At 63.9% G+C, this 25,060-nt stretch carries 27 protein-coding genes and 1 tRNA gene; 6 read left to right on the forward strand and 22 right to left on the reverse strand.

What is annotated here, in order from left to right:
* Window positions 1-332 precede the first annotated feature (332 nt).
* Window positions 333-536: a cold-shock protein gene (locus EYW47_RS29880; protein WP_027797379.1), complete on the forward strand. Its 204-nt coding sequence runs from the start codon at window positions 333-335 to the stop codon at window positions 534-536.
* Between the two features lie 139 nt (window positions 537-675).
* Here the strand turns inward: EYW47_RS29880 and EYW47_RS29885 are convergent, their stop codons facing one another.
* From EYW47_RS29885 to EYW47_RS29895, 3 genes are all read right to left on the reverse strand, one after another.
* The gene (locus EYW47_RS29885; RefSeq protein WP_133198446.1) at window positions 676-1,938 is read right to left on the reverse strand and encodes an Hsp70 family protein; all 1,263 of its coding nucleotides are present in this window, start codon (window positions 1,936-1,938) and stop codon (window positions 676-678) included.
* A 271-nt stretch (window positions 1,939-2,209) separates the two neighbouring features.
* Complete coding sequence (locus EYW47_RS29890) at window positions 2,210-2,812, reverse strand: nitroreductase family protein (RefSeq protein WP_133198447.1); 603 nt, start codon at window positions 2,810-2,812, stop codon at window positions 2,210-2,212.
* Window positions 2,813-2,988: 176 nt separating this feature from the next.
* The gene (locus EYW47_RS29895) at window positions 2,989-4,272 is read right to left on the reverse strand and encodes an MFS transporter (protein ID WP_133198448.1); all 1,284 of its coding nucleotides are present in this window, start codon (window positions 4,270-4,272) and stop codon (window positions 2,989-2,991) included.
* Between the two features lie 271 nt (window positions 4,273-4,543).
* Here EYW47_RS29895 and EYW47_RS29900 point away from each other — a divergent pair, with 271 nt between their 5' ends.
* Window positions 4,544-5,251 (forward strand): TetR/AcrR family transcriptional regulator, encoded by a 708-nt coding sequence (locus EYW47_RS29900; protein ID WP_133198449.1) that lies wholly within the window; start codon window positions 4,544-4,546, stop codon window positions 5,249-5,251.
* A gap of 88 nt (window positions 5,252-5,339) precedes the next feature.
* Complete coding sequence (locus EYW47_RS29905; RefSeq protein ID WP_133198450.1) at window positions 5,340-5,930, forward strand: DUF1415 domain-containing protein; 591 nt, start codon at window positions 5,340-5,342, stop codon at window positions 5,928-5,930.
* A 36-nt stretch (window positions 5,931-5,966) separates the two neighbouring features.
* Here the strand turns inward: EYW47_RS29905 and EYW47_RS29910 are convergent, their stop codons facing one another.
* A complete protein-coding gene (locus EYW47_RS29910) occupies window positions 5,967-6,836 on the reverse strand; it encodes a class I SAM-dependent methyltransferase (RefSeq protein ID WP_133198451.1) in 870 nt (289 codons plus the stop codon).
* A gap of 387 nt (window positions 6,837-7,223) precedes the next feature.
* Here EYW47_RS29910 and EYW47_RS29915 point away from each other — a divergent pair, with 387 nt between their 5' ends.
* Window positions 7,224-7,544 carry a DNA-binding protein gene (locus EYW47_RS29915; protein ID WP_133198518.1) on the forward strand — a complete coding sequence of 107 codons (321 nt, stop codon included), beginning with the start codon at window positions 7,224-7,226 and terminating at the stop codon, window positions 7,542-7,544.
* A gap of 181 nt (window positions 7,545-7,725) precedes the next feature.
* On the opposite strand, the gene EYW47_RS29920 is transcribed toward EYW47_RS29915, so the two are convergent.
* Window positions 7,726-8,880, reverse strand: a complete 1,155-nt coding sequence (locus tag EYW47_RS29920) for a methyltransferase (protein WP_133198452.1) — start codon at window positions 8,878-8,880, stop codon at window positions 7,726-7,728.
* Window positions 8,881-9,248: 368 nt separating this feature from the next.
* On the opposite strand from EYW47_RS29920, the gene EYW47_RS29925 reads away from it, so the two are divergent.
* Window positions 9,249-11,828, forward strand: a complete 2,580-nt coding sequence (locus EYW47_RS29925; protein ID WP_165976717.1) for a type IIG restriction enzyme/methyltransferase — start codon at window positions 9,249-9,251, stop codon at window positions 11,826-11,828.
* A gap of 72 nt (window positions 11,829-11,900) precedes the next feature.
* Here the strand turns inward: EYW47_RS29925 and EYW47_RS29930 are convergent.
* From EYW47_RS29930 to EYW47_RS29960, 7 genes are all read right to left on the reverse strand, one after another.
* Window positions 11,901-11,976 (reverse strand) — tRNA-Thr (locus EYW47_RS29930).
* A gap of 18 nt (window positions 11,977-11,994) precedes the next feature.
* Window positions 11,995-12,495, reverse strand: a complete 501-nt coding sequence (locus EYW47_RS29935; RefSeq protein ID WP_133198454.1) for a ClpXP protease specificity-enhancing factor — start codon at window positions 12,493-12,495, stop codon at window positions 11,995-11,997.
* Between the two features lie 72 nt (window positions 12,496-12,567).
* Window positions 12,568-13,179, reverse strand: coding sequence for a glutathione S-transferase N-terminal domain-containing protein (locus tag EYW47_RS29940; protein WP_027797364.1), 612 nt, complete (start codon window positions 13,177-13,179; stop codon window positions 12,568-12,570).
* Between the two features lie 114 nt (window positions 13,180-13,293).
* Window positions 13,294-14,076: a cytochrome c1 gene (locus tag EYW47_RS29945; protein ID WP_133198455.1), complete on the reverse strand. Its 783-nt coding sequence runs from the start codon at window positions 14,074-14,076 to the stop codon at window positions 13,294-13,296.
* Between the two features lie 24 nt (window positions 14,077-14,100).
* Window positions 14,101-15,498, reverse strand: a complete 1,398-nt coding sequence (locus tag EYW47_RS29950) for a cytochrome b (RefSeq protein WP_133198456.1) — start codon at window positions 15,496-15,498, stop codon at window positions 14,101-14,103.
* Window positions 15,498-16,118 (reverse strand): ubiquinol-cytochrome c reductase iron-sulfur subunit, encoded by a 621-nt coding sequence (gene petA, locus EYW47_RS29955; RefSeq protein WP_133198519.1) that lies wholly within the window; start codon window positions 16,116-16,118, stop codon window positions 15,498-15,500. The genes EYW47_RS29950 and petA overlap by 1 nt, the downstream gene beginning before the upstream one ends.
* Window positions 16,119-16,426: 308 nt before the next feature.
* On the reverse strand, window positions 16,427-17,173 hold the full coding sequence (locus EYW47_RS29960; RefSeq protein WP_133198457.1) for a Nif3-like dinuclear metal center hexameric protein: 747 nt from the start codon (window positions 17,171-17,173) through the stop codon (window positions 16,427-16,429).
* 19 nt (window positions 17,174-17,192) lie between these two features.
* Here EYW47_RS29960 and EYW47_RS29965 point away from each other — a divergent pair, with 19 nt between their 5' ends.
* A complete protein-coding gene (locus EYW47_RS29965; protein WP_028218440.1) occupies window positions 17,193-18,410 on the forward strand; it encodes a Do family serine endopeptidase in 1,218 nt (405 codons plus the stop codon).
* Between the two features lie 183 nt (window positions 18,411-18,593).
* On the opposite strand, the gene tatC is transcribed toward EYW47_RS29965, so the two are convergent.
* The 10 genes from tatC to hisH form a co-directional block, all read right to left on the reverse strand.
* A complete protein-coding gene (gene tatC, locus EYW47_RS29970; RefSeq protein WP_028218441.1) occupies window positions 18,594-19,376 on the reverse strand; it encodes a twin-arginine translocase subunit TatC in 783 nt (260 codons plus the stop codon).
* 57 nt (window positions 19,377-19,433) lie between these two features.
* On the reverse strand, window positions 19,434-20,009 hold the full coding sequence (tatB, locus tag EYW47_RS29975; protein ID WP_133198458.1) for a Sec-independent protein translocase protein TatB: 576 nt from the start codon (window positions 20,007-20,009) through the stop codon (window positions 19,434-19,436).
* Window positions 20,010-20,058: 49 nt separating this feature from the next.
* Window positions 20,059-20,301, reverse strand: a complete 243-nt coding sequence (gene tatA / locus EYW47_RS29980; protein ID WP_133198459.1) for a Sec-independent protein translocase subunit TatA — start codon at window positions 20,299-20,301, stop codon at window positions 20,059-20,061.
* A 246-nt stretch (window positions 20,302-20,547) separates the two neighbouring features.
* Window positions 20,548-20,916: a histidine triad nucleotide-binding protein gene (locus tag EYW47_RS29985; protein ID WP_133198460.1), complete on the reverse strand. Its 369-nt coding sequence runs from the start codon at window positions 20,914-20,916 to the stop codon at window positions 20,548-20,550.
* A gap of 70 nt (window positions 20,917-20,986) precedes the next feature.
* Entirely contained in the window at window positions 20,987-21,391 is a 405-nt protein-coding gene (locus tag EYW47_RS29990; protein ID WP_133198461.1) for a DUF4870 family protein, read from the reverse strand.
* Between the two features lie 126 nt (window positions 21,392-21,517).
* Window positions 21,518-21,886 carry a phosphoribosyl-ATP diphosphatase gene (locus EYW47_RS29995; protein ID WP_133198462.1) on the reverse strand — a complete coding sequence of 123 codons (369 nt, stop codon included), beginning with the start codon at window positions 21,884-21,886 and terminating at the stop codon, window positions 21,518-21,520.
* Window positions 21,883-22,320: a phosphoribosyl-AMP cyclohydrolase gene (hisI, locus tag EYW47_RS30000; protein WP_133198463.1), complete on the reverse strand. Its 438-nt coding sequence runs from the start codon at window positions 22,318-22,320 to the stop codon at window positions 21,883-21,885. Before hisI ends, EYW47_RS29995 begins: the two co-directional genes overlap by 4 nt.
* A gap of 4 nt (window positions 22,321-22,324) precedes the next feature.
* Window positions 22,325-23,098, reverse strand: coding sequence for an imidazole glycerol phosphate synthase subunit HisF (gene hisF, locus EYW47_RS30005; protein ID WP_133198464.1), 774 nt, complete (start codon window positions 23,096-23,098; stop codon window positions 22,325-22,327).
* A 255-nt stretch (window positions 23,099-23,353) separates the two neighbouring features.
* A complete protein-coding gene (hisA, locus tag EYW47_RS30010) occupies window positions 23,354-24,106 on the reverse strand; it encodes a 1-(5-phosphoribosyl)-5-[(5-phosphoribosylamino)methylideneamino]imidazole-4-carboxamide isomerase (RefSeq protein ID WP_133198465.1) in 753 nt (250 codons plus the stop codon).
* A gap of 205 nt (window positions 24,107-24,311) precedes the next feature.
* Window positions 24,312-24,953: an imidazole glycerol phosphate synthase subunit HisH gene (gene hisH / locus EYW47_RS30015; protein ID WP_133198466.1), complete on the reverse strand. Its 642-nt coding sequence runs from the start codon at window positions 24,951-24,953 to the stop codon at window positions 24,312-24,314.
* Window positions 24,954-25,060: the final 107 nt, after the last annotated feature.

Below are 25,060 nucleotides of genomic sequence, written 5' to 3' on the forward strand. Positions count from 1 at the left end.
CCGAAGGCGCAACTCGTGCGCGGCGCGTAGTTTAACGGTTGCACCATCAAAAGGCGTCAAAAATCTACTGGCACTACAAAAAAAACAGCCACTTAGCAAGCTTTGTAAGATCCTGTTTCGACCCCGTCGTAAAAATATATGGAGATTCCCTGGGTGCTAGTTGACCTTCATGCCAATAAGCCGTATAAAGTCCGGGCAGGATTTCAAGCGGCGAGTGTGAATAGGTCTTTCGTAGTTCGCCCATCAACGGTACTCCGGCTGGTCCCATACCCCTTCCTTGATTTTCGTGCACCTCTTTGGCTTCGGCCTTCATTCATTTTTAGGAAAGTAATATGGAAACCGGTACCGTCAAGTGGTTCAATGACGCTAAGGGCTTTGGCTTCATCACGCCGGACGGCGGCGGCGAAGATCTGTTCGCGCACTTCTCGGAAATCAAGGTCGACGGCTTCAAGACGCTGCAAGAGAACCAAAAGGTTCAATTCGAAGTCCGTACGGGCCCGAAGGGCAAGCAAGCTGCAAACATCAAGCCGGTCTAAGTACCCGCTGATTATCGGCTCTGACCGTCGGGGCTCCAACCTCTGGTCCTGACTGGCAAGCTTACCGAAAAACCCCACAATTCTTCTCGAAGGTGGGGTTTTTTATCGCCTGGTGGTTTTACGCAGAGGCAGCGGCCATTCAGCCGAACAGGCGCTGCGCGTGGATGCCCAGCCCGGTCGCCACGCTGGCGAGGCGATCGCCGAACACGGGCTGCGCCTGCGGGAAGGCCTCGGCGAGCGCCTGAGTCAGGAACAGCAGGCCCGTGGAGCCGCCCGTGAAGTAGAGCGCGTTCACCGCGCCCGGCGCCACGCCGGCCGCCTGGACGGTATCGCGCGCGGCCTGCACGATGCGGCGCGTTTCCTCGCGGCCGGCATCGATCAGCTGCGCGTCGTCGAACGCGAGGCGCAGGTCGGCTTCCACCTGCTCCAGATCGATCATCGTCTGCCCGCCCGCCGACACGCCAATCTTCGCCTCCTCCGCATGCGCCGCCAGTGCGTGGCCCAGACGCCACTCGACCACGCGCATCAGACGGTCGTGGTACGCGGTGTCGCAATAGAGGTGGCGCATGAGCTTGAGCTCGGCCGCCCGCTTGGGGGTATAGACCGTGTTGATGAGGTGCCAGGTCGCGAGATCGAAATAGACGCGGTTCGGCACCTCACGGCCCTCGGGATCGAGCGACTGGTAGCCGAGCTCGCGCAGGATCGTCGCCAGCTCCACGCGGCGGTCGAAATCCGTGCCGGCCACGTGCACGCCATGGTGGGCGAGCACGTCGTCCTTGCGCTCGATACGTGTCATGCGCTGCGGCCCGACGCGCACGAGAGAGAAGTCCGAGGTACCGCCACCAATGTCCGCCACGAGCACGAGGCCCTCATCGGTCAGGCGCGACTCGTAGTCGAACGCTGCCGCAATCGGCTCGTACTGGAACTCGATCTCCTTGAAACCCACTGAGCGCGCAGCCGCTTCGAGCTGATCCTGCGCGAGCTGGTCGGCGCGCGGATCCTCGTCGACGAAGAACACCGGGCGGCCCAGCACCGCACGCGTAATCGATGCTCCCGAGCAACGCTCGGCGCTGCGCTTCAGGTGATCCAGAAAGATCGCGATGATTTCCGTGTAGCGCATCGCGCTGCCATCACCGAGATCCGTCGTGCTTTCCGCAAGCGGAGAGCCGAGGATGCTTTTCATCGAGCGCATGAGGCGCCCGTCGAAGCCATCGATATAAGAGGCTAGCGCCGCGCGGCCGAATTCGCGGGTGTGCTCGTCGGTATTGAAAAACACCGAGGTGGGCAGCGTGGTGTGTGTGCCTTCCACAGGCGCGAGGCGCATGGCCTCGCCCGGCGTGGCGCCTGGCAGCGCCACAGCCGAATTGGAAGTACCGAAGTCGATCGCGCAAAACGGGGTCATGGCAATGACGCGCACCGGGCGCGCGCAAGGAGGAAGGCTGGGAGGACCGGCTTTGTATCACGAAAGCACGGCGTGGGGCAACCTGGAGGCGGTGATGCGTCCCCGCAAGAAAAAACGCGCGGCCCGTGCCGCGCGTCTTGTCTTCTGCTGTGTTGCTGCTGCGGCGCTTGCTGTCGCCTTGATTGTCGACTTTGCGTCCGCCGTTGCATCTGCCTTTGCGTCCGCCTTTGGGTCCGCCTTTGCGTCATCAATCGGCAGCGGACCGGAGGCCTCAGCCCTTGAACGGCTGCTTCCACGCGTTTGCGTAAGCAATCTCGCCTACCGCCGAGCGCGTGCGCTCCGCCTTCTCGCGCTCGCGCAGCACGGGATCGAGCTTTTCGGCGTCGCCGTAATGACCGATCGAGATGAACGCGAGCGGCTCCACATCGTTCGGCAGCGCGAATTCCTTGCGGAACGCGTTCACGTCGAAGCCGCTCATCTGGTGCGCGGCAAGTCCCAGCGCATGAGCCTGCAGCACCAGCGACATGGCCGCCGCGCCGGCGTCGTACTGCGCCGTGCGATTCACTTCCCCCTTCGCGTTGAGCGTCTGCGCCGTCACCGCGATCAGGACCGGCGCGGGTGCGTTCCATTGCTGGTTGAACGGCACGAGCGTCGAGAAGGCGCGCTTGAACGCGACTTCGTCGGCCGTGCGGTCGAATACGATGAAGCGCCACGGCTGCAGGTTGTAGCCCGACGGCGCCCAGCGCGCAGCCTCGATCACGGCGTGCAGCGCCTCGCGCGAGACCGGCTCGCTCGAATAGGCGCGCGGGCTCCAGCGGCCGGCAATCAGTTCGTGGATGGGCACGGCTGTCGGTGCGGGTTTGTGCTTCGTCATGCCTTGTCTGTCCTTGAGGGTGCGGGCGCTCGCCCGGGTCCAACAGCATACCTGTGCCAGGTGAAACGCGCTCAAGCAAAAAAGCGCCGCATGGACTTCGGCGTTTCGGCATATCGGGGCGCGGCGCGGCGCACGATGTTGCCGATCGCCCCCGCGCCCGGCGCCTTCGCCTCGCCTCAGGCCGTCTGCACGCCGACAGTCCGCGCTCCGCGATTGATGCGCAGCACGAGGAACGAGGCGATCAGACAAAGGCCGCCCGAGATCATTGAGGCCACCGTATACGTGCCGAGGCTCGAGCGCAGCAGCCCCGCGCCGAACGCCGCGAACGCCGCGCCGAGCTGGTGACCCGCCACCACCCAGCCGAAAATGATCGGCGCGCGCTCCTTGCCATAGACGTCTGTGGCAAGACGCACGGTCGGCGGCACGGTCGCGATCCAGTCGAGCCCGTAAAACACGGCGAAGATCGGCAGTCCAAAGAAGTCGATCCCGAAGGCGTGTGGCAGATAAATGAGCGACAGGCCGCGCAGGCCGTAGTACCAGAACAGCAGCACACGTGCGTTGAAGCGGTCGGAGAGCCAGCCCGAGAGCGTCGTGCCGAAGAGGTCGAAGATGCCCATGGTCGCGAGCAGCGAAGCGCCCTGCACTTCCGTCATGCCATAGTCGCCGCACATGGCAATCAGGTGCGTGCCGACATAGCCGTTCGTGCTCGCGCCACAGATGAAAAAGCTGAAGAAAAGCAGCCAGAAGTCGCGCGTGCGGCTGGCCGATGTGAGCGCGCCGAACGCAAGCTTGATGGGATTTTGCTGCGGCGCCGGCGGCGCGATGGGCGCGTCATGCGGCTCGCCGTACGGACGCAGCTGCATGCTGGCCGGCCGCTCCGGCAACAGGAACGCCACGAGCGGCAGCACGACGGCGGCCGCCACCGCGACCACCAGCACCACCGACTGCCAGCCGTGCTTCTCGGCGATCGCTGCGAGGAACGGCAGGAACACGAGCTGCCCCGTAGCCGAGCTCGCGGTGAGAATGCCCAACGCGAGACCGCGATGCGTGGTGAACCAACGCGTGACGACGGTCGCCGAAAGCGAGAGCGCCGCGACACCCGTCGCGCCGCCCACCATTACGCCCCAGATCAGGATCATCTGCCACGGATGCGTCATCAGCGCCGAAAACGCCACGCCTGCCGCCATCGTCGCGAGCGCCACAAGCAGCGTGGGCCGCACGCCGAAGCGCTGCATCGCGGCCGCCGCGAACGGCCCCATGAGCCCGTACAGCGCGATGTTCACCGAAATCGCCAGCGAGATCGTCGCGCGGCTCCAGCCGAATTGGTGCTCGAGCGGAATCATCATGACGCTCGGCGTCGCGCGCGTGCCGGCGGCCGCCAGCAGCACGAGAAACACCACCGCCACGACGAGCCATCCGTAGTGAAAGCGCCCGCCGACCATCTTCGCTGCCCAGTTCATCCGTGCTCCTTTGTCGACCAGAGTTGACGCTTTAGCGCCTTACCCGAGTCCCATGCAAAGCTGTCGATCCGGAACGGCGCTTTAGCCAGCGCACGACTCGGCTCGCCTGCAATTGGGTGCGCGGCTCCGTCCGGAGCCCGCTTCTTTAACGTGCTTCTGCCTGCCAACTCGCAGACCGAGCAGTTTGTTACCGATCGGTCACAAGTGTGTTGCGATAGTAGTGACCGCTCGGTAACATGTCAAGCGTAACCCTGATGATGAGATGCCCAAAATGTCCAACCTGCCCAAGCGCGAGGACGCCGCCCCTCCCCCCTCTGCCAAGCCCGGTGCCGCGCGCACGAGCCGCGCGCGCACCCAGACGGCCGGGCCGCGCGCCCAGGAGCATCTGCTGCTCGCAGCGGACGAATTGTTCTATCGGGAAGGGGTGCGCGCGGTCGGCGTTGAAGCCGTGGTCGAGCGCGCGGGCGTCAACAAGATGAGCCTCTACCGGCAGTTCTCGTCGAAGGACGATTTGGTGATCGCCTATTTGAAGCGCTGCGACGAGCGCTTCTTCGAACGCTTCGAGGCGAGCGTCGCCAAGCATCCCGGCCATCCCGCAAGGCAACTGGTCCAGTACTTTGAGGACCTCGCGCAGCGCGCGTCGGCGCCTGACTACCGTGGCTGCCCGTTCGTCAACGTTTCGGCCGAGTTTCCGGACGCCACGCATCCGGCGCGGCAAAGCGTGGCCGACAACAAGTCGAAGCTGATCGCGCGGCTAAGCGAGCTCGCGCGCGCCGCCAACGCGGCCGATCCCGCCGCGCTCGCCGACGAACTCGCATTGCTGATCGAAGGCATCTACGCGGCCAGCCAGACCTACGGGCCGGGCTGCGGTCCGATCCTCGCCGCGCCGCGCATGGCGAAGCTGTTGATCGATGCCGCGTGTGAAGCGTCGGGTGCCGTCGCAGCCAGTTCTGCGCAGGCGACCGGGAACACGGCCTGAGCCCGCACGCCCTCATACGTCCTTACGCGCCGATACACCACGCGCCGCGCCGGTACGAGCCGCCCTTGCGCACCGGTAAAATGCCGCCATGACCGACACCGCCGCTCCCCGCGCCACGGGCGCCCAGCCCGAACACGCCGAAATCCTTGCCGCCACCCGCCACTGGCTCACGCGGGCCGTGATCGGCCTGAATCTCTGTCCATTCGCGAAGAGCGTGCACGTGAAGGGCCAGATCCGTTACGCGATCAGCGAAGCGACCGACCTGGAAGGCGTGCTCGCCGACCTGGAAATCGAGCTGCGCACCCTCGCGGATGCCGACCCGGAGCAGCTTGACACGACGCTGCTGATCCTCCCGCACGCACTCGCCGACTTCCTCGACTACAACGACGCGCTCCATTTCGCCGACCTGCTGCTCGGCCAACTGCGTCTCGAAGGCACGCTGCAGATTGCGAGCTTCCATCCGCACTACCAGTTCGAAGACACCGAGCCCGAGGACATCGAGAACTACACGAACCGCGCACCGTATCCGATCCTGCACCTCCTGCGCGAGGCCAGCATCGAGCGCGCCGTGGACGCGTTCCCCGACGCCGCCGATATCTACGAACGCAATCAGGAAACGCTGCGGCGTCTCGGCCTCGAGGGCTGGCGCGCATGGATGACGAAGCGCGGTGAGGACTGAGCCTCGCCGCAATCTTGAAGGCTGCCGGGTGGGCGCCTAGCCTGCGCTCGAGGTGTCGGCGGACTCGACTGCATCGTCGCCATCGACGAAAAAGCGCTCGCGCAGCTCGGCAAGCCCGAACGTATCGAGGATCTCGGTGAGCCGCTCCGTGGGCCGGCGCCGCGGCAAATTCTTGTACTGGGCGATGATGAGCTCGTTCTTCATCGAGTGCTCCCAGCCCACCAGCTCCGTCACGCTGACCTGATAACCGTGCGCCTCCAGTTGCAGGCAACGCAGCACGTTGGTGATCTGGCTGCCGAACTCGCGCGTGTGCAGCGGATGGCGCCAGATCTCCGTGAGCGCCTGGCCGAGCGACTTGCCCTTGTTCCGGCGCAGCACGCCCGCCACTTCGGCCTGACAGCATGGCACCACGACGATGTAGCGCGCATGCTTCTTGAGCGCGAAGCGCAGGGCATCATCAGTGGCGGTATCGCACGCGTGCAGCGCGGTGACGATATCGACCGTGGGCGGCAGTTGCCCGGACGTAATCGAATCGGCCACCGAAAGATTGAGAAACGACATGCCGGGAAAGCCGAGCCGCTGCGCCAGCTCGCGCGAACGCTGCACGAGCTCGTCACGCGTCTCGATGCCGAAGATCTGCGACTTGTCCTGCAGCTCCTTGAAAAAGAGGTCGTACAGGATAAAACCAAGGTACGACTTGCCCGCGCCGTGGTCGACGAGCGTCACGTCGTGGCCGTCCTGCTTGAGCTCATCGAGCAGCGGCTCGATGAACTGATACAGGTGATAGACCTGCTTCAGCTTGCGGCGGCTATCCTGGTTCATCTTGCCGTCGCGCGTCAGGATATGGAGCTCCTTCAGGAGTTCGATCGACTGGTTCGGACGGATTTCGTAAGTCTTGCTTGACATCGGGGCGGCACACAAAAAAGCGTCAACTACCACGAAACGTGCGGCAGGCGACGGAACGCGGGATGTAGATCTGACATTTTACGTAAAAAGCTGAAAGAGGCCGCAGTCCAGAGGGGACGGCCCGAATGTCGTACTGCTGAAAGACACAGGCGTCCGGATCGCTGACCCACGTCCGGACAGCAGGGAGGGGTTGATTAAAAGAGACGCGGCAGCGCTGTGCTGCCGCCGTCCAGAAAGGACCAATTTGGGGCGCGACTCACCGGCGACGGACCGGGAATGCGCGCATGGGAGGTCGCTCCGGGTTCACAGGAAGCGATGACACAGGTACGGCGCAGACCCCGCTGCGCGATGACGCACGGTGCTGCGCAACCCTGCATGGGGCATGCAATGAACACGATACCGGACGGTAATGCGGAGCAAAAATTTCAGGAACTGCTTGCCAGGCTCGTAGAAGTGCCCGAGTGGACGGAAAAGCAGCAACTGGAGCTGGAAATGGCCCGCGACATCTCAGTCGAGATGCTGCGGCTTGCTGAGGAAATGCGCGATGGCGCTGCGGATCTCGAGAACTGCCTGATCCTGCTGAAGTACGCCAAAGTGCTCGATTTCGTGATGTCCGCGCTGGCAGCGCGCAGGGACATCAAGCCGCAAACGCTCAGGGTGATCTTCAAGCTCGCCGGCCTCAGGGTCGATGAGGCTTATCCTGGCTAACCTGGCTGATCTGGCCAGGCTGGCTAACCGCCGTTGAAGCGCGCCGCTGAAGCGGCGTCCGGGCAGGCGCTGCCGCTTGCCACAGTCGGGCTCGGCATCTCGCCGGGCCATCTCCTTTTTTGGCCGCCCGAATCGGCATGCGGCGGATTTGCCTTTATTCCCCCACCCTTTGCGCCCCCCTTTACGACCCGGTACGCACTTTCAGACGCCACAGCGACGTGAGTTCCGCCGCGCGCGCCCGGTGCAGCGGGTCGGCGGGGTCGCTCGCCTTGGAATGGCGCGGCCGGATGTCTTCGCGCCCGGCCACCTCGAGACCGGCCTGGGCGATCATCTCCATCAGCGCTTCGCGCGTGCGCAAGCCAAGGTGCTCCGCTAAATCGGAAAGAATCAGCCAACCCTCGCCGCCCGGCTCCAGATGGTCCTTCAAACCGGCGAGAAAACCGCGCAGCATGCGGCTGTCTGGATCGAACACGGCGTATTCGATGGGCGACGCCGGCCGCGCCGGCACCCAGGGCGGATTGCAGACCACGAGCGGCGCGCGCCCCGCCGGGAACAAGTCCGCCTCGACCACGTCCACGCTCTCGCTACAGCCGAGTTGTGCGAGGTTCTCGCGCGCGCAGGCGAGCGCTCGCGCGTCCTGATCGGTGGCGATCACGCGCCTCACGCCGCGCGCGGCCAGCACGGCGGCAATCACGCCCGTACCGGTGCCGATATCAAAAGCCCGTTCCATCGACGGCAACGGCACACGCGCCACCAGATCGAGGTACTCGCCGCGCACCGGCGAAAAAACACCGTAGTACGGATGAATGCGTGCACCGCCCAGCGCCGGAATCTCCACGCCCTTCTTGCGCCATTCATACGCGCCAATCAAGCCGAGAATTTCGCGCAGCGACACCGCCGAAGGCTCCCCATCAGGCGCGCCCCACGCCTGCTCACACGCGAGCTTGACGTCGGGTGCGCGACGCAGCGGGATCGAGTAATCGCCTTCGAGCGGGAGCAGGACCATGCCGAGCGTGCGCGCACGCTGCGCCTGCGCCTGGCGATGCAGATGAAACGCCTCGAGCTGCGTAGCCGCCGGCTTCGGCGCGGCGGGGGCCTTGCGCGGCTTGCGCTCCGCGCGGCGCGCCATGGCCTGCAGCAGTTGCCGCGCGTTCTGGTAGTCGCCGCGCCACAACAGTGCGGTGCCTTCGCAGGCGATACGGTAGGCTGTGTCGGCCGTAGTGCGGTCGTCGGCAACGACCACGCGCTTCGGCGCCGGCACACCCGCCTCCGAACGCCAGCGGACGGTGCGCGGGCCTTCCGTGTCGGGCCAGCTCAAGGTGGGAAAGTCGGTCATAGGATTCGAATGCTTAACGGCTCGCCGTGACGGCGCGCCTCGATATGCGGCGCCATCATATAGCAGAGCACAACCATGCGTTGCGCCGGGACGTTCATCGTACCGGCATGCCGGCATCATCGCGCACCACAACCCGGACGTCGACCCGGCCAGATGGCCCAGGCCAGATGGCCGAGTCCGAATGGCCCAGTCCTAATGGCCCAGTCCTAATGGCCCGGGCCAAGCGGCACAAGCCAAACGGCAGCGCACCACCAGTAGAATGAGCGGCAATCCGCGCAGGGACGCCCAACCAGAACATGGCAGAGACGAATCAGACGAGTCGTGCAAAACGCGCGCGCAGGAACGGTACACGAAGCGGTAGCACCAGCATGAGGCGCGCCGGACTCGACGCGGACTTTTACGCAGGCCTGCTGCAGATCGCTGGCCTGGAAGAAAGCGTGGCAAGCGGTAAAACCGTCGTTGCGCGTTGCGCGCCGGATGAACGCAGACCCGGCGCGCTTGTCGAGCTGGCAATCGCCTGCATCGAGGCCCGTGAGGCGCGTGCGGTGAACGCGGCGAGCGCGCACTACCAGGCCTGTGCACTGGATCGAGAAACGCTCACCTTTCGCACGGCGCTGCGGCTTTGCATCGCCTGGATCGGCCGCGTCATGTTCCTCAAGCTTCTGGAGGCTCGTCTTCTGGTGCTGCATGACGGCGATCCAGCTTATGCCTTCGTGCGCAGCGAGCACATTCCCACCTTCGCCGCGCTCGATGCGCTCTGCCGGGAAGTACTCGGCAATAGCGCGGCTGAAGGCGGAACGCCGCGCCGCTATCCGCATTTGCCACGCTTTCACGGCCCGATGTTCGAGCCCACGGATCTCGCGGAGCATGCGATCACAGTCGGCTCGCTGGATTCCGCGCTGGCCCCTCACGCGCACAATACGGTCACTGAGCTGCTTGATTTCCTTGACGCGTTCGAATTCGGGTTCGACGCTTATGCGGACGCAAACACGCGCGCGGACAAAAAGCGCGTCGACGCCGCGACGCTCGGCCTCGTCTTCGAGAAGCTCAATGGCTACCGCGACGGCGCGTGGTACACGCCTGGCAGTGTCGCCATGTTTCTCGCGCGCGAAGCCATTGCGGGCGCGGTGCTCGGACGCTTCAATCGCGTCAAAGGCTGGCATTGCACGACCATCGATCAGCTATCCGAATCAATCAGGGATCGCGATGAAGCGCGCGCGATATTCGCTGCGCTGCGCGTGTGCGACCCGGCAGTGGGCACCGGGCATCTGCTCGCTTCCGCACTCGACGAATTGCTCGCGATAAAGTCGCGGCTCGGGTTATTCGACGATCGGGAAGATCATGCGCTCGCAGGATTGCGTATCGAAGCCCTGGAGGACCGCCTCGTCATCGAACGCGCCAAAGACGGAACGCGTGCAGAGCAACCGCGCATCGACGCCGCGCTATATCGCGAGAAGCGCGCGATCGTCGAATGCAACCTCTTCGGTGTGGATATCGATGCTCAAGCGCTCGGCCTGGCACGCCTGCGCCTCGCGTTCGAATTGCTCGCGCATGCCGCGTACGATGACGAAGGTTCTTTCGCCACGCTGCCGAATCTCGAAGCCCATTTGAAGCAAGGCAATGCTGCGCTGGGGCGTATTGTCATCGATGCAGGACGTGACGAGTCTATGTTTGCCGATGCCTCCCCGCACCTTGCCCCCGCCGCCTGCTCTGATGCCTTCGAATGGCACCGCGAATTCCCCGCGATTTTCGCCGTCGGCGATAGCGCATCCGAAGGCTTCGATGCCGTGATTGCCAACCCGCCGTACGTCGATTCCGAACGCATGATCAACGAAGGCCAGAAGCCGCTGCGTGAAGCACTCACGCAGCGCTGGCCGAGCGCACGCGGCAATTGGGACCTCTACATCGTCTTCATGGAACTGGGCCTCGCACTCACCGCACCACACGGAACGATGGCTTGCCTCACGCCCGACAAATGGCTCGCGAAACCGTTCGGCGCCACGTTCCGCGCGCGCCATCTCGACAAGATCGCGCGTGTCGTCGCACTGGGCCGCGACGTGTTCGAACGCGCAATGGTCGATTCGATCGTGACCGTTTATCGCAAGTCCGGTACGGACTGCGTCGAAACGGCTCGCCTCGAAGGCACCACGCTGACGCCGCTCGCGCGTGCGCACAAACGCGACCTGGAAGCGCCATGGGCGCTCGATGCGCTGCTCTCGCCGCACAACGCGTTCGTACAGCGGCTCATACGCGCGCACCCAACGCTGGGCTCGCTGCTGCGTTGCGAGAACGCGTGCGCGACTTCGGACGCTTACCGGCTCGCGCCGTTGATCGATGAAGCGCAAGAGGGTTTCGATGCGCGCCGTCACTATCGCGTGGTCAACACCGGCACGTTGGGCCGTTACGCCTCGCGCTGGAACAGCAAGCCGATGACCTATCTCGGACGCCGCTACGCGCAGCCCATGGTCGAGCGTTCGCGTTTCGCGGCAACCTTTGCGAATAGCTACCGCACCAGGGCGGACGCAAAAAAGGTGATCGTGAAAGGCCTTACGCATCTGCACGCGACACTCGATCTCGCGGGCGATACGATCCCCGGCAAGACAACGCTGATCCTGTGCTCCGACGATGAGAGCCTGCTGAAATTCACGGCCGCGGTGCTCAACTGTCCGCTAGCGGGATTCGTTACGCGCGCACGCTTTGGGGCGTCGAGCTATAACGGCGGAGTGGCGTTCACCAAGGCGATGATCGACGCACTGCCGGTGCCCGCGGATGCCGGAGTGCGCGCGGAGATCGTGCGCATGGTGGACGTATTGCTGCGCTTGAAGCAATCGGGCGTTGAAGCGCAATGCGAGGCGCTAACGCGGGAGATCGACTTTGCGCTTTACGCGGCGTATGGGTTGGGAGAGAAAGAGATTGCGCTGATAGAAAACGGCGACCAGCAACGATAGCGGCTCAACTGCCGCGCCCAAAACGAAAAAGGGGTTACAGCTGCATGAGCTGTAACCCCTTTTCGATGCATTTGGTGCCGGCTGCAGGACTCGAACCCGCCACCTGATGATTACAAATCAACTGCTCTACCAGATGAGCTAAGCCGGCGTAGCCCGCTATTCTACTTCATTTCACGATCTTGAGGTGACCCTTTCCGCCCTTCGCTGCACTGTCGTCGCCTTTGTCCTTCTCGGGCGCCGAGACTGCCGGCTCCGGCGCCGATGCCTCCTGCGTCACATCCGCGGCAACGGGCACCGAGTCTTCGTCCTGCCCTTCCTGCACGGAAGGCAGCACGTCATCGGCATCACCCGGAGGCGCGTCGACCGGGAACGCCATGCCCTGGCCGTTCTCGCGCGCGTAGATCGCGAGCACGTTCGACACGGGCACCTCGATCTTGTGCGACTTGCCGGAAAAACGGGCGTGGAACTCGACCATCTCGTTGCCCATCTGCAGCTGGCTCGTCGCCTCGAAGCTGATGTTCAGCACGATCTCGCCATCGCGCACGAACTGGCGCGGCACGCGCGTCCGGTTGTCGACCCGCACCGCAATATGAGGCGTGAAGCCGTTGTCGGTGCACCACTCGTACAGCGCGCGCAGCAGGTACGGCTTGGTGGAAATCTCTTGCATCAACAATCCTCTGACGAGGCGGCGCGGCCAGCAAGACCGCCAGCGCCGGCCGCCTCCTGTTACAACACCGGCTTAGCGGCGCATCACCTTTTCCGAAGGCGTCAGCGCTTCGATATAGGCCGGACGGCTGAAGATACGCTCGGCGTACTTCATGAGCGGCGCGGCGTTCTTCGACAGCTCGATGCCGTAGTGATCCAGACGCCACAAGAGCGGCGCGATCGCGACGTCGAGCATCGAGAACTCTTCGCCCAGCATGTACTTGTTCTTCAGGAAAATCGGCGCGAGCTGCGTGAGGCGGTCGCGGATCGCAAGGCGCGCCTTCTCGTGGTTCTTCTCGGCCGCCTTGCCCTTCTCGTTTTCGAGCGTGCTCACGTGCACGAACAGCTCTTTCTCGAAGTTGAGCAGGAACAGGCGCGCGCGGGCGCGCTGGACCGGGTCGGCCGGCATCAGCTGTGGGTGCGGGAAGCGCTCGTCGATGTACTCGTTGATGATGTTCGATTCGTACAGGATCAGGTCGCGCTCGACCAGAATCGGCACCTGACCGTACGGATTCATCACGGCGATGTCTTCCGGTTTGTTGAACAGGTCGACGTCGCGGATTTCGAAGTCCATGCCCTTTTCGAACAACACCAGCCGGCAGCGCTGGGAGAACGGGCAGGTAGTGCCGGAGTACAGAACCATCATGATTTACATTTCCTCAATAAACCCAAAAGGCCGGCGGGCAAAAACACCGTCTGACGGTCACTGGACTGTCAGGCGGTGTCTCGTCGCACCGGCCCCACGTCGGTCAGAACGTGATTATTTGATATCTTTCCAGTACGCAGCGTTCAGTCGCCACGCGAAAAAGCTCAGAACGCCGAGGAACAGGAGCACCCAAACGCCGAGCTGCTTGCGGGTTTTCTGCTCCGGCTCGGCCATCCAGCCAAGGTATGCAACGAGGTCGGCCACAGCAGAATCATAATCCACCGGTGTAAGCTTCCCGGGTGTGACCTGTTGGTACCCCACAAAACGGTGGACCTTTTCCCCCGTTTCCTCGTCCGTCATGTCTTCGAACTTCGCCGTGCGCACGCCCTGCAGCTGCCAGAGCACATTGGGCATGCTCACGTTCTCGAACACCATATTGTTCCAGCCGGTCGGACGCGTGTCGTCGCGGTAGAAGCTGCGCAGATACGTGTACAGCCAGTCGCGCCCTTTCGCGCGCGCCTCCACGGAGAGGTCCGGCGGCGCCACGCCGAACCATGCCTTGGCGTCGTCCGGGCGCATCGCGATGGACATCGTGTTGCCGACCTTGTCCGTCGTGAACAGCAGATTATCTTCGATCTGCTTCTGCGGGATGCCGATCGCTTCCAGCCGGCTGTAGCGCATCAGGTTCGCACTATGGCAATTCAGGCAATAGTTTACAAACAATTGCGCGCCATGTTGCAGCGAAGCAAGATTTTCCCCGTTATCGGGTGCGCGGTCGAGCGGAATGTTTTCCTGCGCAATCGCCGATCCCACCCCCAATCCCATTGCGCATGCCAGCGCCAATCCCGCGACACCCGTGCCTGTTGCCCGTGCGAGCGTCGAAAAGAGAGATTTCATCACCATGTCTTCCTCGCTCGCTGATTAATGGGGCTTGAACCGCACGCGCTCGGGCGGCTGCTTGAAGGTGCCAAGCCGCGTCCAGAACGGCATGCCGAGGAAGAACGCGAAATAGACGAGCGCGCAGATCTGGGCGATCAGCGTAGCCGCCGGCGATGGCGGCCGGGTACCGAGGAACCCGAGCGTCAGGAACGCGAACACGAAGATCGCGAGAAACACTTTGTGGAACAGCGGCCGGTAACGGATCGACTTCACCGGCGCGCGGTCGAGCCATGGCAGGAAGAAGAGCGAGATCACCGCCGTGCCCATCACCACGACGCCCCAGAACTTCGACTCCGTGAAGGCCATCGCGAGAATCACGAGAATCGCCAGCACCGGCAGGCCCCCGCGCCACTTGCCGCGCGCGCGCACGAGCGCGAGCAGGCCGAGCAGCGCGATCACGATCATCAGCACGATCTTGAACGGGTCGGTGGTGGCGCGCAGCATCGCGTAGAACGCCGTGAAGTACCAGACCGGCGCGATCTCGGGCGGCGTCTGCAGCGGGTTGGCCGGGATGAAGTTGTTGGCTTCGAGGAAGTAGCCGCCCATCTCCGGCGCGAAGAAGATGATCGCCGCGAAGATCATCAGGAAGATGCACACGCCCATGAAGTCGTGCACGGAGTAGTACGGATGGAACGGGATGCCATCGAGCGGAATGCCGTTCGCGTCCTTTTTCTCCTTGATCTCGATGCCATCGGGGTTGTTCGAGCCCACTTCATGCAGCGCCACGACGTGGGCGATCACGAGCCCGATCAGCACGAGCGGGATCGCGATCACGTGGAACGCGAAGAAGCGGTTGAGCGTGACGTCCGAGACCACGTAGTCGCCGCGGATCCACAGCGAGAGGTCCGGGCCGATGAAGGGAATCGCGGAGAACAGGTTCACGATCACCTGCGCGCCCCAGAACGACATCTGGCCCCACGGCAGCAGATAGCCGAAGAACGCTTCGGCCATCAGGCACAGGAAGATCGCGCAGCCGAAGATCCAGACGAGCTCGCGCGGCTTGCGGTACGAACCGTACAGAAGCCCGCGGAACATGTGCAGATACACGACCACGAAGAACATCGAAGCGCCCGTGGAGTGCATGTAGCGGATGAGCCAGCCCCATGGCACCTCGCGCATGATGTACTCGACCGACGCGAACGCGAGCGTCGAGTCGGGCTTGTAGTTCATGGTGAGGAAGATGCCGGTGACGATCTGGTTCACCAGCACCAGCAGCGCGAGCGAGCCGAAGAAGTACCAGAAGTTGAAGTTCTTCGGCGCGTAGTACTCGGAGACGTGCGCTTTCCATGTCGACGTCATCGGAAAGCGCTTGTCGATCCAGCCGGTAAGCCCCGAAGACGCGACCGTCGTGTCCACTTCCTTTTCGTGTCCCGTGGCCATCACGCTTCTCCTTGTTCGTCCTTGCCGATCACGATCTGCGTCGGGGACGTGAACATGTAGCGGGGGATGTCGAGGTTCTGCGGCGCGGGCTTGTTCTTGAACACGCGGCCGGACAGATCGTAGGTGGAGCCGTGGCACGGGCACAGGAAGCCGCCGGGCCAGTCGTCGGGCAGGTTGGGCTGCGGGCCCTCCTGGAAGCGCGGCGTGGGCGTGCAGCCCAGATGCGTGCACACGGCGACGGCCACGAGGATGTTCTTGTGATCCGTGCGCGAGCGGTATTCGTTCTTGCAGTAATCCGGCATCGGCATGGAGAACGGATGCTCGGAGTTCGGGTCCGCCAGCTCGGGGTCGGCCTTCGTGCAGTCGGCCAGCATGCGCTCGGTGCGGTTCAGGATCCACACGGGCTTGCCGCGCCAGGCCACCGTCATCATCGAGCCGGGTTCGAGCCCGCTAATGTCGACTTCGACCGGCGCGCCGGCGGCGCGGGCTTTTTCGGATGGTGCAAACGAAGCTACGAAGGGCACGACAGTGGCAACACCTCCTATGCCACCTGCTACGGACGTCGCAATCAGCCAGGTACGGCGGCTGCCGTCGACGCGGTCGTTCTCATTGTCTCGCATCACATCGCCCCACTTCTGAGTTGGATTTTTCCGTCACGCCAGCTTTCCCGCGGTGCTGCCGAACGCTAGTTTGCGCGAATGGAGTTGGCATTTACAAGGGGCGTTCGCCAAAAAGCGTGCGAAGTCCTTGATAGCTCGGGGTTTTCCCCCAGAAAACGGGGCCATTTTCTTTTCATCTTGTAAGTGCTCGCTGAATAAGACATGCCTTTGCGCTTCGCCGCGAGTCGATCGGGCAAAGCGTAAAGGCAGCCGGCCGCTCGATTGCGCCGTTCAAGCCAGGCCGCTCAAACGGGATCTCAAGCGCGATCTCAAACGGGATTGTGGATATCGATGAAAAGATGCTCGATGTCGAACTCCTGGGCGAGGTGCGCGCCCACCGCCTGCACGCCAAAACGCTCGGTGGCGTGATGGCCCGCGGCAAGAAACGCCACGCCGCTCTCGGCCGAAGTATGGGTGGTCGGCTCCGAGATCTCGCCGGTCAGGAAGACATCGGCGCCCGCCTCGATCGCCGCATCGAAGAGTCCTTGCGCCGCGCCGGTGCACCATGCCACGTGGCGCAATTCCCAATCGGGGTCGCCGAGCACGAGCGGTGTGCGGCCCAGCGTCTGCTCGACCTGCGCCGTGAAGTGCGCGAGCGTGATGGGCATGGGCAGCGTGGTCATCCAGCCGAGATCCTGGTCGCCGAAGCGTTTTTCGCCGATCCAGCCGAGTTTGGCACCCAACTGCGCGTTGTTGCCCAGCTCGGGATGGCAGTCGAGCGGCAGATGGTAGGCAAACAGATTGAGGTCGTTTGCAAGCAGCGCTTTCAGGCGGTGGTACTTGCGCCCCGTGATCTGCGGCGGCTCGTTGCGCCAGAAATAGCCGTGGTGAACCAGCACGGCGTCGGCGCCCCACTCAAGCGCCGCTTCGAGGAAGGCAAGCGAGGCCGTCACGCCGGTCGCGATCTTCTCCACGCGCCGCCGCCCCTCGACCTGCAGGCCATTCGGGCAGTAGTCCTTGAACCGCGCGGATTCCAGAAGATTGTTCAGATACAATTCCAGTTCGATCCGATCCATATAATCCTCTAATCTTCAGATGCTTAGACGCTTTTGGCTGTTCTTCGCCCAGGCGGTGACGGTCCTGCTGGCGTTGATGTTCATCATCGCGACGCTCAAGCCGCAATGGCTCCAGCATCAGGGGCAACTCGGCAAGCAGCTCGCAGAGCCGATCGTTGCCCTGCGGGAGGTGGCGCCGGGCATCGGCGGCGGCCCCGCGCAAGGATCCTATGCGGACGCGGCCCAGAAAGCGATGCCCGCGGTCGTCAACGTATTCTCGAGCAAGGACGGGTCGCTGCCGCCCGACCCGCGCCAGAACGACCCGCTATTCCGCTACTTTTTCGGCAATCCAAATAACAACCGCAAGCAGCAGGAGCAGCCTGCCGCGAACCTCGGTTCGGGCGTCATTGTCAGTCCGGACGGTTACATTCTAACGAACCAGCACGTGATCGACGGCGCGGATCAGATTGAAATCGCGCTCTCCGACGGCCGCACCACCAACGCGAAGGTGATCGGCATCGACCCGGAGACCGACCTCGCCGTGCTCAAGATCAACCTGCCGAACCTGCCCACCATCACGCTCGGGCGCATGGACCAGGCGCGCGTGGGCGACGTCGTGCTCGCCATCGGCAACCCGTTCGGCGTAGGCCAGACCGTGACGATGGGGATCATCAGCGCGCTCGGGCGCAATCACCTCGGCATCAACACGTTCGAGAACTTCATCCAGACCGACGCGCCGATCAACCCGGGCAACTCGGGCGGCGCGCTCGTCGACGTCAACGGCAACCTGCTCGGCATCAACACGGCCATCTATTCGCGCTCGGGCGGCTCGCTCGGCATCGGCTTCGCCATTCCCGTCTCCACGGCGCGCAGCGTGCTGGAGAGCATCATCACGACGGGCTCGGTCACGCGCGGCTGGATCGGCGTGGAGCCGCAGGACGTGACGCCCGAAATCGCCGAGTCGTTCGGGCTGAACCAGAAGTCGGGCGCGATCGTCGCGGGTGTGCTGCAGGGCGGCCCCGCCGACAAGGCCGGCATCAAGCCGGGCGACGTCCTGACCGCGGTGAACGGCGAAGCGATCACCGACACCACACGCCTGTTGAACGTCATCGCGCAGATCAAGCCGGGCACCAGCGCCAAGGTTCACCTCGTGCGCAAGAACAAGGACATGGACCTCGACGTGATGATCGGCAAGCGCCCGCCGCCGCCGAAGCAGCCCGCGAACCAGGACGAAGAAGGCGACGACGACGGAGGCTGACCGGCACGCGCGACGTGTGCTCACGGCTCACGTTGCCGCCAGCGCGCATTCACTGACTGGCGAGCTCGCCAGTGCGCACCAAAGCGCGGGCAAAGAGATGCAAGAAAGGCCGCGAACGTCACCGTTCGCGGCCTTTCTTTTGGACTTCAGGGGTTTCGGGCCCGCACGCCTGGGCGCGCCTCGTTAGCTCGTTGCCTCGCTCTCGTCGACAGCCTTCTTCTCGCCGGTCCCGACGAAGAGTCTCGCCGCGATAATCCCCGCCTCGTACAGCACGATCAGCGGCAGCGCGAGAATGAGCTGCGAAAACACGTCCGGCGGCGTCACAACCGCGGCAACGATGAACGCGCCGACGATCACATAGGGACGAATCTCCTTGAGCTTCTTCACCGTCAGCACGCCCATGCGCACGAGCAGCACGACGACAATCGGCACTTCGAAGGTCACGCCGAACGCGAGGAACATCGTGAGCACGAAGCTCAGGTAATTGTCGATATCGGTGGTCATCTCCGCACCGAGCGGCGCGTTGTAGTGCGCCATCACGCGGAAGATGGTGGGAAACACCACGAAATACGCGAACGCCATGCCGCACAGGAACAGCGTATAGCTGCTGGCCACCAGCGGCCCGACCAGCTTCTTTTCATGCTGATAGAGGCCGGGCGCCACGAATGCCCAGATCTGATAGAGCACGACCGGCAATGCGATCACGAAGGCGACGAGCATGGTCACCTTCATCGGCACGAAGAACGAGCCGGTCACGTCGGTGACGATCATCTTGCCGTCGCGCGGCAGGTTCTGCATCAACGGGCGGGCGAGCAGCCTGAAGATGTCCGGCGCCCAGTACACGAGCCCGACGAACACGACAATTACGGCAATGCCCGCGCGAATGATGCGGTCGCGCAACTCGACGAGGTGCGAAATGAAGGTCTCTTCAGTGCCCTCGTCCTGTCTTTGTTGGGGGTCGCTCACACCGGCCCTCGGGGGTTGGAGATGGACAAGTTCAGACTCGACTGCGGGTTCGGAGCATCAGAAGAAGCGCGTGGGACGGCGCAAGCTGGCCGGCGTATGCTGCGCAACGCGCGCGGCACCCGATTGCACGCGCGTGCGTCGCAGCGTCGCACGTTTGTACCACGTGGGCGTTGCCGTTTGCTTCACGCGCCAGTTCTTGCGTTTGCCGCCTGCCGCATTAGAGGCGCCGGCGTTGCCCGAGCGCCATGACGTGGCGCCCGAACCGCCGGCCACGCCGGATGTCCCGAACGCGCTGCCTTGCGTTGCGTCCGAATCGGCGCCGCCCGCAATGCTGGGCGCCCCGCCCGTGCCCACGTTCCAGGCCTCGTTCAGTTCGGTCTCCTGCTTGTGCAGGTTCTCGTGAACGGTCTTTTCGACATTTTGCGCGGCCTGTTCGAATTCGCCCTTCATGCGGCGCAACTCGTCCAGTTCGATCTCGCGCGTGACTTCCGCCTTGACGTCGTTGATATAGCGCTGCGCGCGGCCGAACAAGGCGCCTGCCGTACGCGCGACGCGCGGCAGCCGCTCCGGTCCGAGAACGACCAGCGCGACGACGCCGATCAGCGCCATCTTGGTTAGACCCAGATCAAGCATGAATAACGCTTTCCGTCAGCCTTGGGGCGGGAAATAACGGCTACCGCGCTTAGCGGTAGTCGTTCGAACGCGGGGTCTTGTCCTTGGCGTCGACATCGACCGCGCCACCGTTGTTCGGCAGCTCGCGTTTTTGCGTATCGGCGCCAGACTCCTCGCCCTCGCGCATGCCTTCCTTGAAACCCTTGACCGCACCACCCAGATCGCTGCCGATATTGCGCAGCTTCTTCGTGCCGAAGACGAGCGCCACGATCAACAACACAATCAGCCAGTGCCAAATGCTCAACGAACCCATGATCAAAACTCTCCTTAACCCCGTTGCCACGCCTCATGCGCAGCGAAAAAACAGTGTCGCGCGAACGCGCTTCATGACGCCCGTGCCCAACGACCAGGTCCGGCGCGGCGCCATGCTTGTCGCGCCTGGCGGGTTGACGGGCTACGTGCCCGGCATGCTAACTGCAAGGTATTTCGGCCGCGTGGCAATGTGCCCTTTTTCAGCCGCCCCCACGAACTCTGCCCTCGTGCCGCGCAAGCGCCCGACCTACCCCATGCGCTGCCACGGACGCGGTCCGGCCAGCAGATGCGCATGCAGGTGATAGACCTCCTGGCCGCCGCCGGGCCCCGTGTTCACCACGGTGCGATAGCCGGTCTCACCGCCCGTGTAGGACACGCCCAGATCCCTCGCCAGCCGCGCGACCAATACAAACATTCTACCAAGCAGCGGGGCCTCGTTTTCACCGCAGTCCGCGAGGGTAGGTATATGCAGGCGCGGAATGACCAGCACGTGAGTTTGTGCTGCGGGCCGAATGTCCCGGAACGCGACAAACTCGTCGTCTTCATAGACGCGCGTGCTGGGGATCAGGCCGTCGGCAATCTTGCAAAAGAGACAGGTGCTGCGGTCGTGACTCATGGTGCTCCTGGGGCGCCGTATGAGGACAAAGCGTGTCGGGTTCCGCGCACGACTCCAGTACGCCGCAGCCTCAGAACCACGCGCGCGGATCGGACAACGGCTTGTTGTCGTGCAGGTACAGCCAGCCTTTGATGATACGGTACAACGTCCAGATTCCGACAGCCCACAAAATCGGAATGCCGATCACGACGACGAAGAGCGCGCCGCCGATCAGCGTCCCGGCGAGCCCGAGCCAAAACGTGCGGATCTGCCACGTGAAGTGCTGCTCGTAGGGCGTGCCCGCCGCTTCGTCGCGCTTGATGTAATTGATGATGATCGCTACGAGCACGGTCACGCCGCCCGTGAGCAAAAAGATCGCGTAGAGCCCGTAGAGGATATGCGTGAGGGTGCGAAGGCTGCGCAGACGATCCGCGTCGAGCGGATCGCGCTCCGGGGCGCGGTAGGCTGGAGGCGGGTAATCGCCGGGTGTGGACATGTGCGGCATCTCCTTAGGGATCGGTGGTGACGTACGCCTCGCGTGCGTCACCTGGGCCAGTATCGCTGCGATGACTCGACCCAAAAATTCGACCCGAATCCGCGGCCCGAATTCAGTCCCGTTGAGTCAATCGCCACTTTCCTCACGCTCGCGGCTCTTGCGCAGGGCCTTTTCCTCGAGGCCCGAGAGCCCTTCACGGCGCTCCAGCTCGGCCAGCACATCGGCGGGGCTCAGGTCGAAGTGCGCGAGCGTGACGAGGCAATGGAACCACAGATCGGCCATTTCGCCGACCAGCGCCTTCGGCGCGCCGCCCTGACGCACGTCCTTCGCGGCCAGCACGACTTCGGTCGCCTCCTCGCCCACCTTCTTGAGCACCGCGTCGTCGCCCTTGTGAAAGAGGCGCGCGACGTAGGAAGCGTCCGGGTCGCCGCCCTTGCGGCTATCGATCACCGCCGCGAGGCGCAGCAGGGTGTCGTTGCTGTTCAGTTGCGTCATTTGTAGATGTGTTCAGGGTCTTTCAGCACGGGATCGACGGCGACCCAGCGGCCTTCGTCGACGGTGCCTTCGAATTGCTGGAAAAAGCACGAGTGACGGCCCGTGTGGCACGCGATGTTCGACACCTGCTCGACCTTGAGCAGCACGACGTCCTCGTCGCAGTCGAGGCGGATATCGTGCACGTGCTGCACGTGGCCCGACTCCTCGCCCTTGAACCACAGGCGCTGGCGCGAGCGCGAAAAGTACACCGCGCGGCGCAGCTCGACCGTCTTGGCGAGCGCTTCGCGGTTCATCCACGCGAACATCAGCACGTCGCCGGTCGTGGCTTCCTGCGCGATCACGGGCACGAGGCCGTTGGCGTCCCAGTTGACCTTGTCGAGCCAGCCGGCCTTCGCGATGTCGTTGGCGGGCTTGCCGGTTTCAGTATTGCTCATGGCGTCACATCCTCACCGAAATGCCCTGATCGGCCATGAAGCGCTTGGCCTCGCCAACCGTGTGCTCGCCGTAGTGGAAGATGCTCGCCGCCAGCACGGCGTCGGCATGGCCCTTGACGATGCCGTCCGCGAGATCTTGCAGACCGCCCACGCCACCCGAGGCGATCACGGGAATCGGCACGGCGTCGGACACCGCGCACGTGAGGGCGAGATCGAAGCCGCTCTTGGTGCCGTCGCGGTCCATGCTCGTGAGCAGGATTTCGCCCGCACCGAGCTCGGCCATCTTGCGCGCCCACTCGACGGCGTCGATGCCGGTGGCCTTGCGGCCGCCGTGCGTGAAGACTTCCCAGCGCGGCGCTTCACCCGGCGCCGAAGTGCGCTTGGCGTCGATGGCGACGACGATGCACTGCGAGCCGTATTTATCGGCGGAATCGCGCACGAGCTGCGGATTGGCCACCGCCGACGAATTCATGCTGACCTTGTCGGCGCCCGCGTTGAGCAGGCGCCGCACGTCGGTGACGGCGCGCACGCCGCCGCCCACCGTCAGCGGAATGAAGACTTGCGAGGCCACCGCTTCGATGATCGGCAGGATCAGGTCGCGCTGGTCCGAGGTGGCCGTGATGTCGAGAAAGGTGAGCTCGTCGGCGCCCTGGTCGTCGTAGCGGCGCGCGATTTCGACGGGGTCGCCCGCGTCGCGCAGCTCGACGAAGTTGACGCCCTTGACGACCCGTCCGGCAGTCACGTCGAGACAGGGAATGATGCGTTTGGGTAGAGCCATGATCTTGCCGATATTCCGGGGCGTGCCGGGACCGCAGCAGCTACGCCCATTGTCGCGCGATAGTGGTTATCGCGAAATTAGCCGGCGAACGAACGGCCGGGAGCGGCGACTCGCCGCCCACGGCGCGTTACCCGCCCTCGCCGGTCGCCCTAGCCGGTCGCCCTTGCCGGTCGCACCGAGGACCCCAGAGGACCCCAAAGGATCCAGGGCCCCGCAGGACTCGGCCTCCTCTCAGGAGGCCGTCCACGCGACGCTTTAAGCGTCGTCCGATTCGCGCAGGCTATCTGCGCGCGTTTGCGCCTCGGCAAAATCGAGATCGCCCGAGTAGATCGCGCGGCCGCAGATCACGCCTTCGACGCCTTCGTCCTCGACTTCACACAGCGCGTCGATATCGGCGAGATTCGAGAGGCCGCCGCTCGCGATGACCGGAATCCTCACCGCGCGCGCAAGACGCACCGTCGCTTCGATATTGATGCCTTGCAGCATGCCGTCGCGGCCGATGTCGGTGTAGATGATCGACTCGACGCCGTAGTCCTCGAACTTGCGCGCGAGGTCCACGACTTCGTGGCCCGTGAGCTTGCTCCAGCCGTCGGTGGCGACTTTGCCGTCCTTGGCGTCGAGCCCGACGATGATATGGCCCCCGAACGCCGTGCAAGCTTCCTGAAGGAAGCCCGGGTTCTTGACCGCCGCCGTTCCGATAATGACGTACGAGAGGCCGTCGTCCAGGTAGCGCTCGATGGTGTCGAGGTCGCGGATGCCGCCGCCCAACTGCACGGGGATCTGGTCGCCCACTTCCGCGATGATCTCGCGAATCGCGTCTTCGTTCTTCGGCTTGCCTGCGAACGCGCCGTTCAGGTCGACGAGGTGCAGACGCCGCGCGCCGCGCTCGACCCAATGTCGGGCCATGGCCGCCGGTTCCTCGGAGAAAATCGTCGCCTGGTCCATATCGCCTTGTTTCAGGCGTACGCAGTGACCGTCTTTGAGATCGATGGCCGGAATCAGCAGCATAGCAATCGGGTGATGTCTTGGAATGTGGTTGAAATCAGCCGGCAACGGCCGGGAAAAACCCGATCCGACGCCGCTTCGCTAGTTTAGTACAACTCTTTCGGCGGCCTTGCTGATGTAAGTCGGCTTCGGGCGCACACACGCGTGCGGGGCTGATGAGCTGGGCGGCCCGACCTGGGTGGCCCGAACCAGCAACGCCGCGCATGAATTACGGGTTCCAGTGGACGAAGTTGCGATAGACGCGCAAGCCCGCTGCGGCGCTCTTTTCCGGGTGGAATTGGGTGGCGAAGATGTTATCCCGTGCCACCGCCGAGGTAAAGGCCGCGCCGTAAGGCGTTTCGCCTACCGTGTGCGCCGCGTCGGCCGGCACCACATAGTAACTGTGCACGAAATAAAAGAAGCTTTCGTCGGGCACGCCGTCCCACAGCGGGTGAGCGCGCGTCTGACGCACGCGGTTCCAGCCCATCTGCGGCACCTTGAAGCGTGAGCCGTCGTCCTGCAACTGGCCTTGCAGCTCGAAGCGCACGACCTTGCCCGGCAGGAGGCCGAGACCCTTCGTGTCGCCCTCGGCGCTCCAGTCGAACAGCATCTGCTCGCCCACGCACACGCCCATCAGCGGCTTGGTGCGCGAGGCTTCGAGCACGGCGTCCTGCAGGCCCGATTCCGCGAGGCTGCGCATGCAGTCGGGCATCGCGCCCTGACCCGGCAGCACGACGCGGTCGGCTGCGCGGATCGCTTCCGGACGCTCGACGATCTGAACGTCGGCTTCCGGCGCGGCCTGCTTCAGCGCCTGGGCCACCGAACGCAGGTTGCCCATCCCATAATCCACAATCGCAATTGAAGTTTTCATCTCGATTCAGGCCTGCTTTTCAGGCTGATTTAGCCTTGCCCTCTGGCTTCATTGGCTTGCGTCGCGCGGCGTGCGCGATGCACAAAACGTGCACCCGGCGCACCGGC

This window comes from Paraburkholderia silviterrae (genome assembly GCF_004353915.1).
GTDB lineage: Bacteria > Pseudomonadota > Gammaproteobacteria > Burkholderiales > Burkholderiaceae > Paraburkholderia > Paraburkholderia silviterrae.

Coding starts and splice junctions, on each gene's coding strand:
- EYW47_RS29880 (WP_027797379.1), top strand. CDS start 333: ATGGAAACCGGTACCGTCAAGTGGTTCAATGACGCTAAGGGCTTTGGC.
- EYW47_RS29885 (WP_133198446.1), bottom strand. CDS start 1,938: ATGACCCCGTTTTGCGCGATCGACTTCGGTACTTCCAATTCGGCTGTG.
- EYW47_RS29890 (WP_133198447.1), bottom strand. CDS start 2,812: ATGACGAAGCACAAACCCGCACCGACAGCCGTGCCCATCCACGAACTG.
- EYW47_RS29895 (WP_133198448.1), bottom strand. CDS start 4,272: ATGAACTGGGCAGCGAAGATGGTCGGCGGGCGCTTTCACTACGGATGG.
- EYW47_RS29900 (WP_133198449.1), top strand. CDS start 4,544: ATGTCCAACCTGCCCAAGCGCGAGGACGCCGCCCCTCCCCCCTCTGCC.
- EYW47_RS29905 (WP_133198450.1), top strand. CDS start 5,340: ATGACCGACACCGCCGCTCCCCGCGCCACGGGCGCCCAGCCCGAACAC.
- EYW47_RS29910 (WP_133198451.1), bottom strand. CDS start 6,836: ATGTCAAGCAAGACTTACGAAATCCGTCCGAACCAGTCGATCGAACTC.
- EYW47_RS29915 (WP_133198518.1), top strand. CDS start 7,224: ATGAACACGATACCGGACGGTAATGCGGAGCAAAAATTTCAGGAACTG.
- EYW47_RS29920 (WP_133198452.1), bottom strand. CDS start 8,880: ATGACCGACTTTCCCACCTTGAGCTGGCCCGACACGGAAGGCCCGCGC.
- EYW47_RS29925 (WP_165976717.1), top strand. CDS start 9,249: ATGAGGCGCGCCGGACTCGACGCGGACTTTTACGCAGGCCTGCTGCAG.
- EYW47_RS29935 (WP_133198454.1), bottom strand. CDS start 12,495: ATGCAAGAGATTTCCACCAAGCCGTACCTGCTGCGCGCGCTGTACGAG.
- EYW47_RS29940 (WP_027797364.1), bottom strand. CDS start 13,179: ATGATGGTTCTGTACTCCGGCACTACCTGCCCGTTCTCCCAGCGCTGC.
- EYW47_RS29945 (WP_133198455.1), bottom strand. CDS start 14,076: ATGAAATCTCTCTTTTCGACGCTCGCACGGGCAACAGGCACGGGTGTC.
- EYW47_RS29950 (WP_133198456.1), bottom strand. CDS start 15,498: ATGGCCACGGGACACGAAAAGGAAGTGGACACGACGGTCGCGTCTTCG.
- petA (WP_133198519.1), bottom strand. CDS start 16,118: ATGCGAGACAATGAGAACGACCGCGTCGACGGCAGCCGCCGTACCTGG.
- EYW47_RS29960 (WP_133198457.1), bottom strand. CDS start 17,173: ATGGATCGGATCGAACTGGAATTGTATCTGAACAATCTTCTGGAATCC.
- EYW47_RS29965 (WP_028218440.1), top strand. CDS start 17,193: ATGCTTAGACGCTTTTGGCTGTTCTTCGCCCAGGCGGTGACGGTCCTG.
- tatB (WP_133198458.1), bottom strand. CDS start 20,009: ATGCTTGATCTGGGTCTAACCAAGATGGCGCTGATCGGCGTCGTCGCG.
- tatA (WP_133198459.1), bottom strand. CDS start 20,301: ATGGGTTCGTTGAGCATTTGGCACTGGCTGATTGTGTTGTTGATCGTG.
- EYW47_RS29985 (WP_133198460.1), bottom strand. CDS start 20,916: ATGAGTCACGACCGCAGCACCTGTCTCTTTTGCAAGATTGCCGACGGC.
- EYW47_RS29990 (WP_133198461.1), bottom strand. CDS start 21,391: ATGTCCACACCCGGCGATTACCCGCCTCCAGCCTACCGCGCCCCGGAG.
- EYW47_RS29995 (WP_133198462.1), bottom strand. CDS start 21,886: ATGACGCAACTGAACAGCAACGACACCCTGCTGCGCCTCGCGGCGGTG.
- hisI (WP_133198463.1), bottom strand. CDS start 22,320: ATGAGCAATACTGAAACCGGCAAGCCCGCCAACGACATCGCGAAGGCC.
- hisF (WP_133198464.1), bottom strand. CDS start 23,098: ATGGCTCTACCCAAACGCATCATTCCCTGTCTCGACGTGACTGCCGGA.
- hisA (WP_133198465.1), bottom strand. CDS start 24,106: ATGCTGCTGATTCCGGCCATCGATCTCAAAGACGGTCACTGCGTACGC.
- hisH (WP_133198466.1), bottom strand. CDS start 24,953: ATGAAAACTTCAATTGCGATTGTGGATTATGGGATGGGCAACCTGCGT.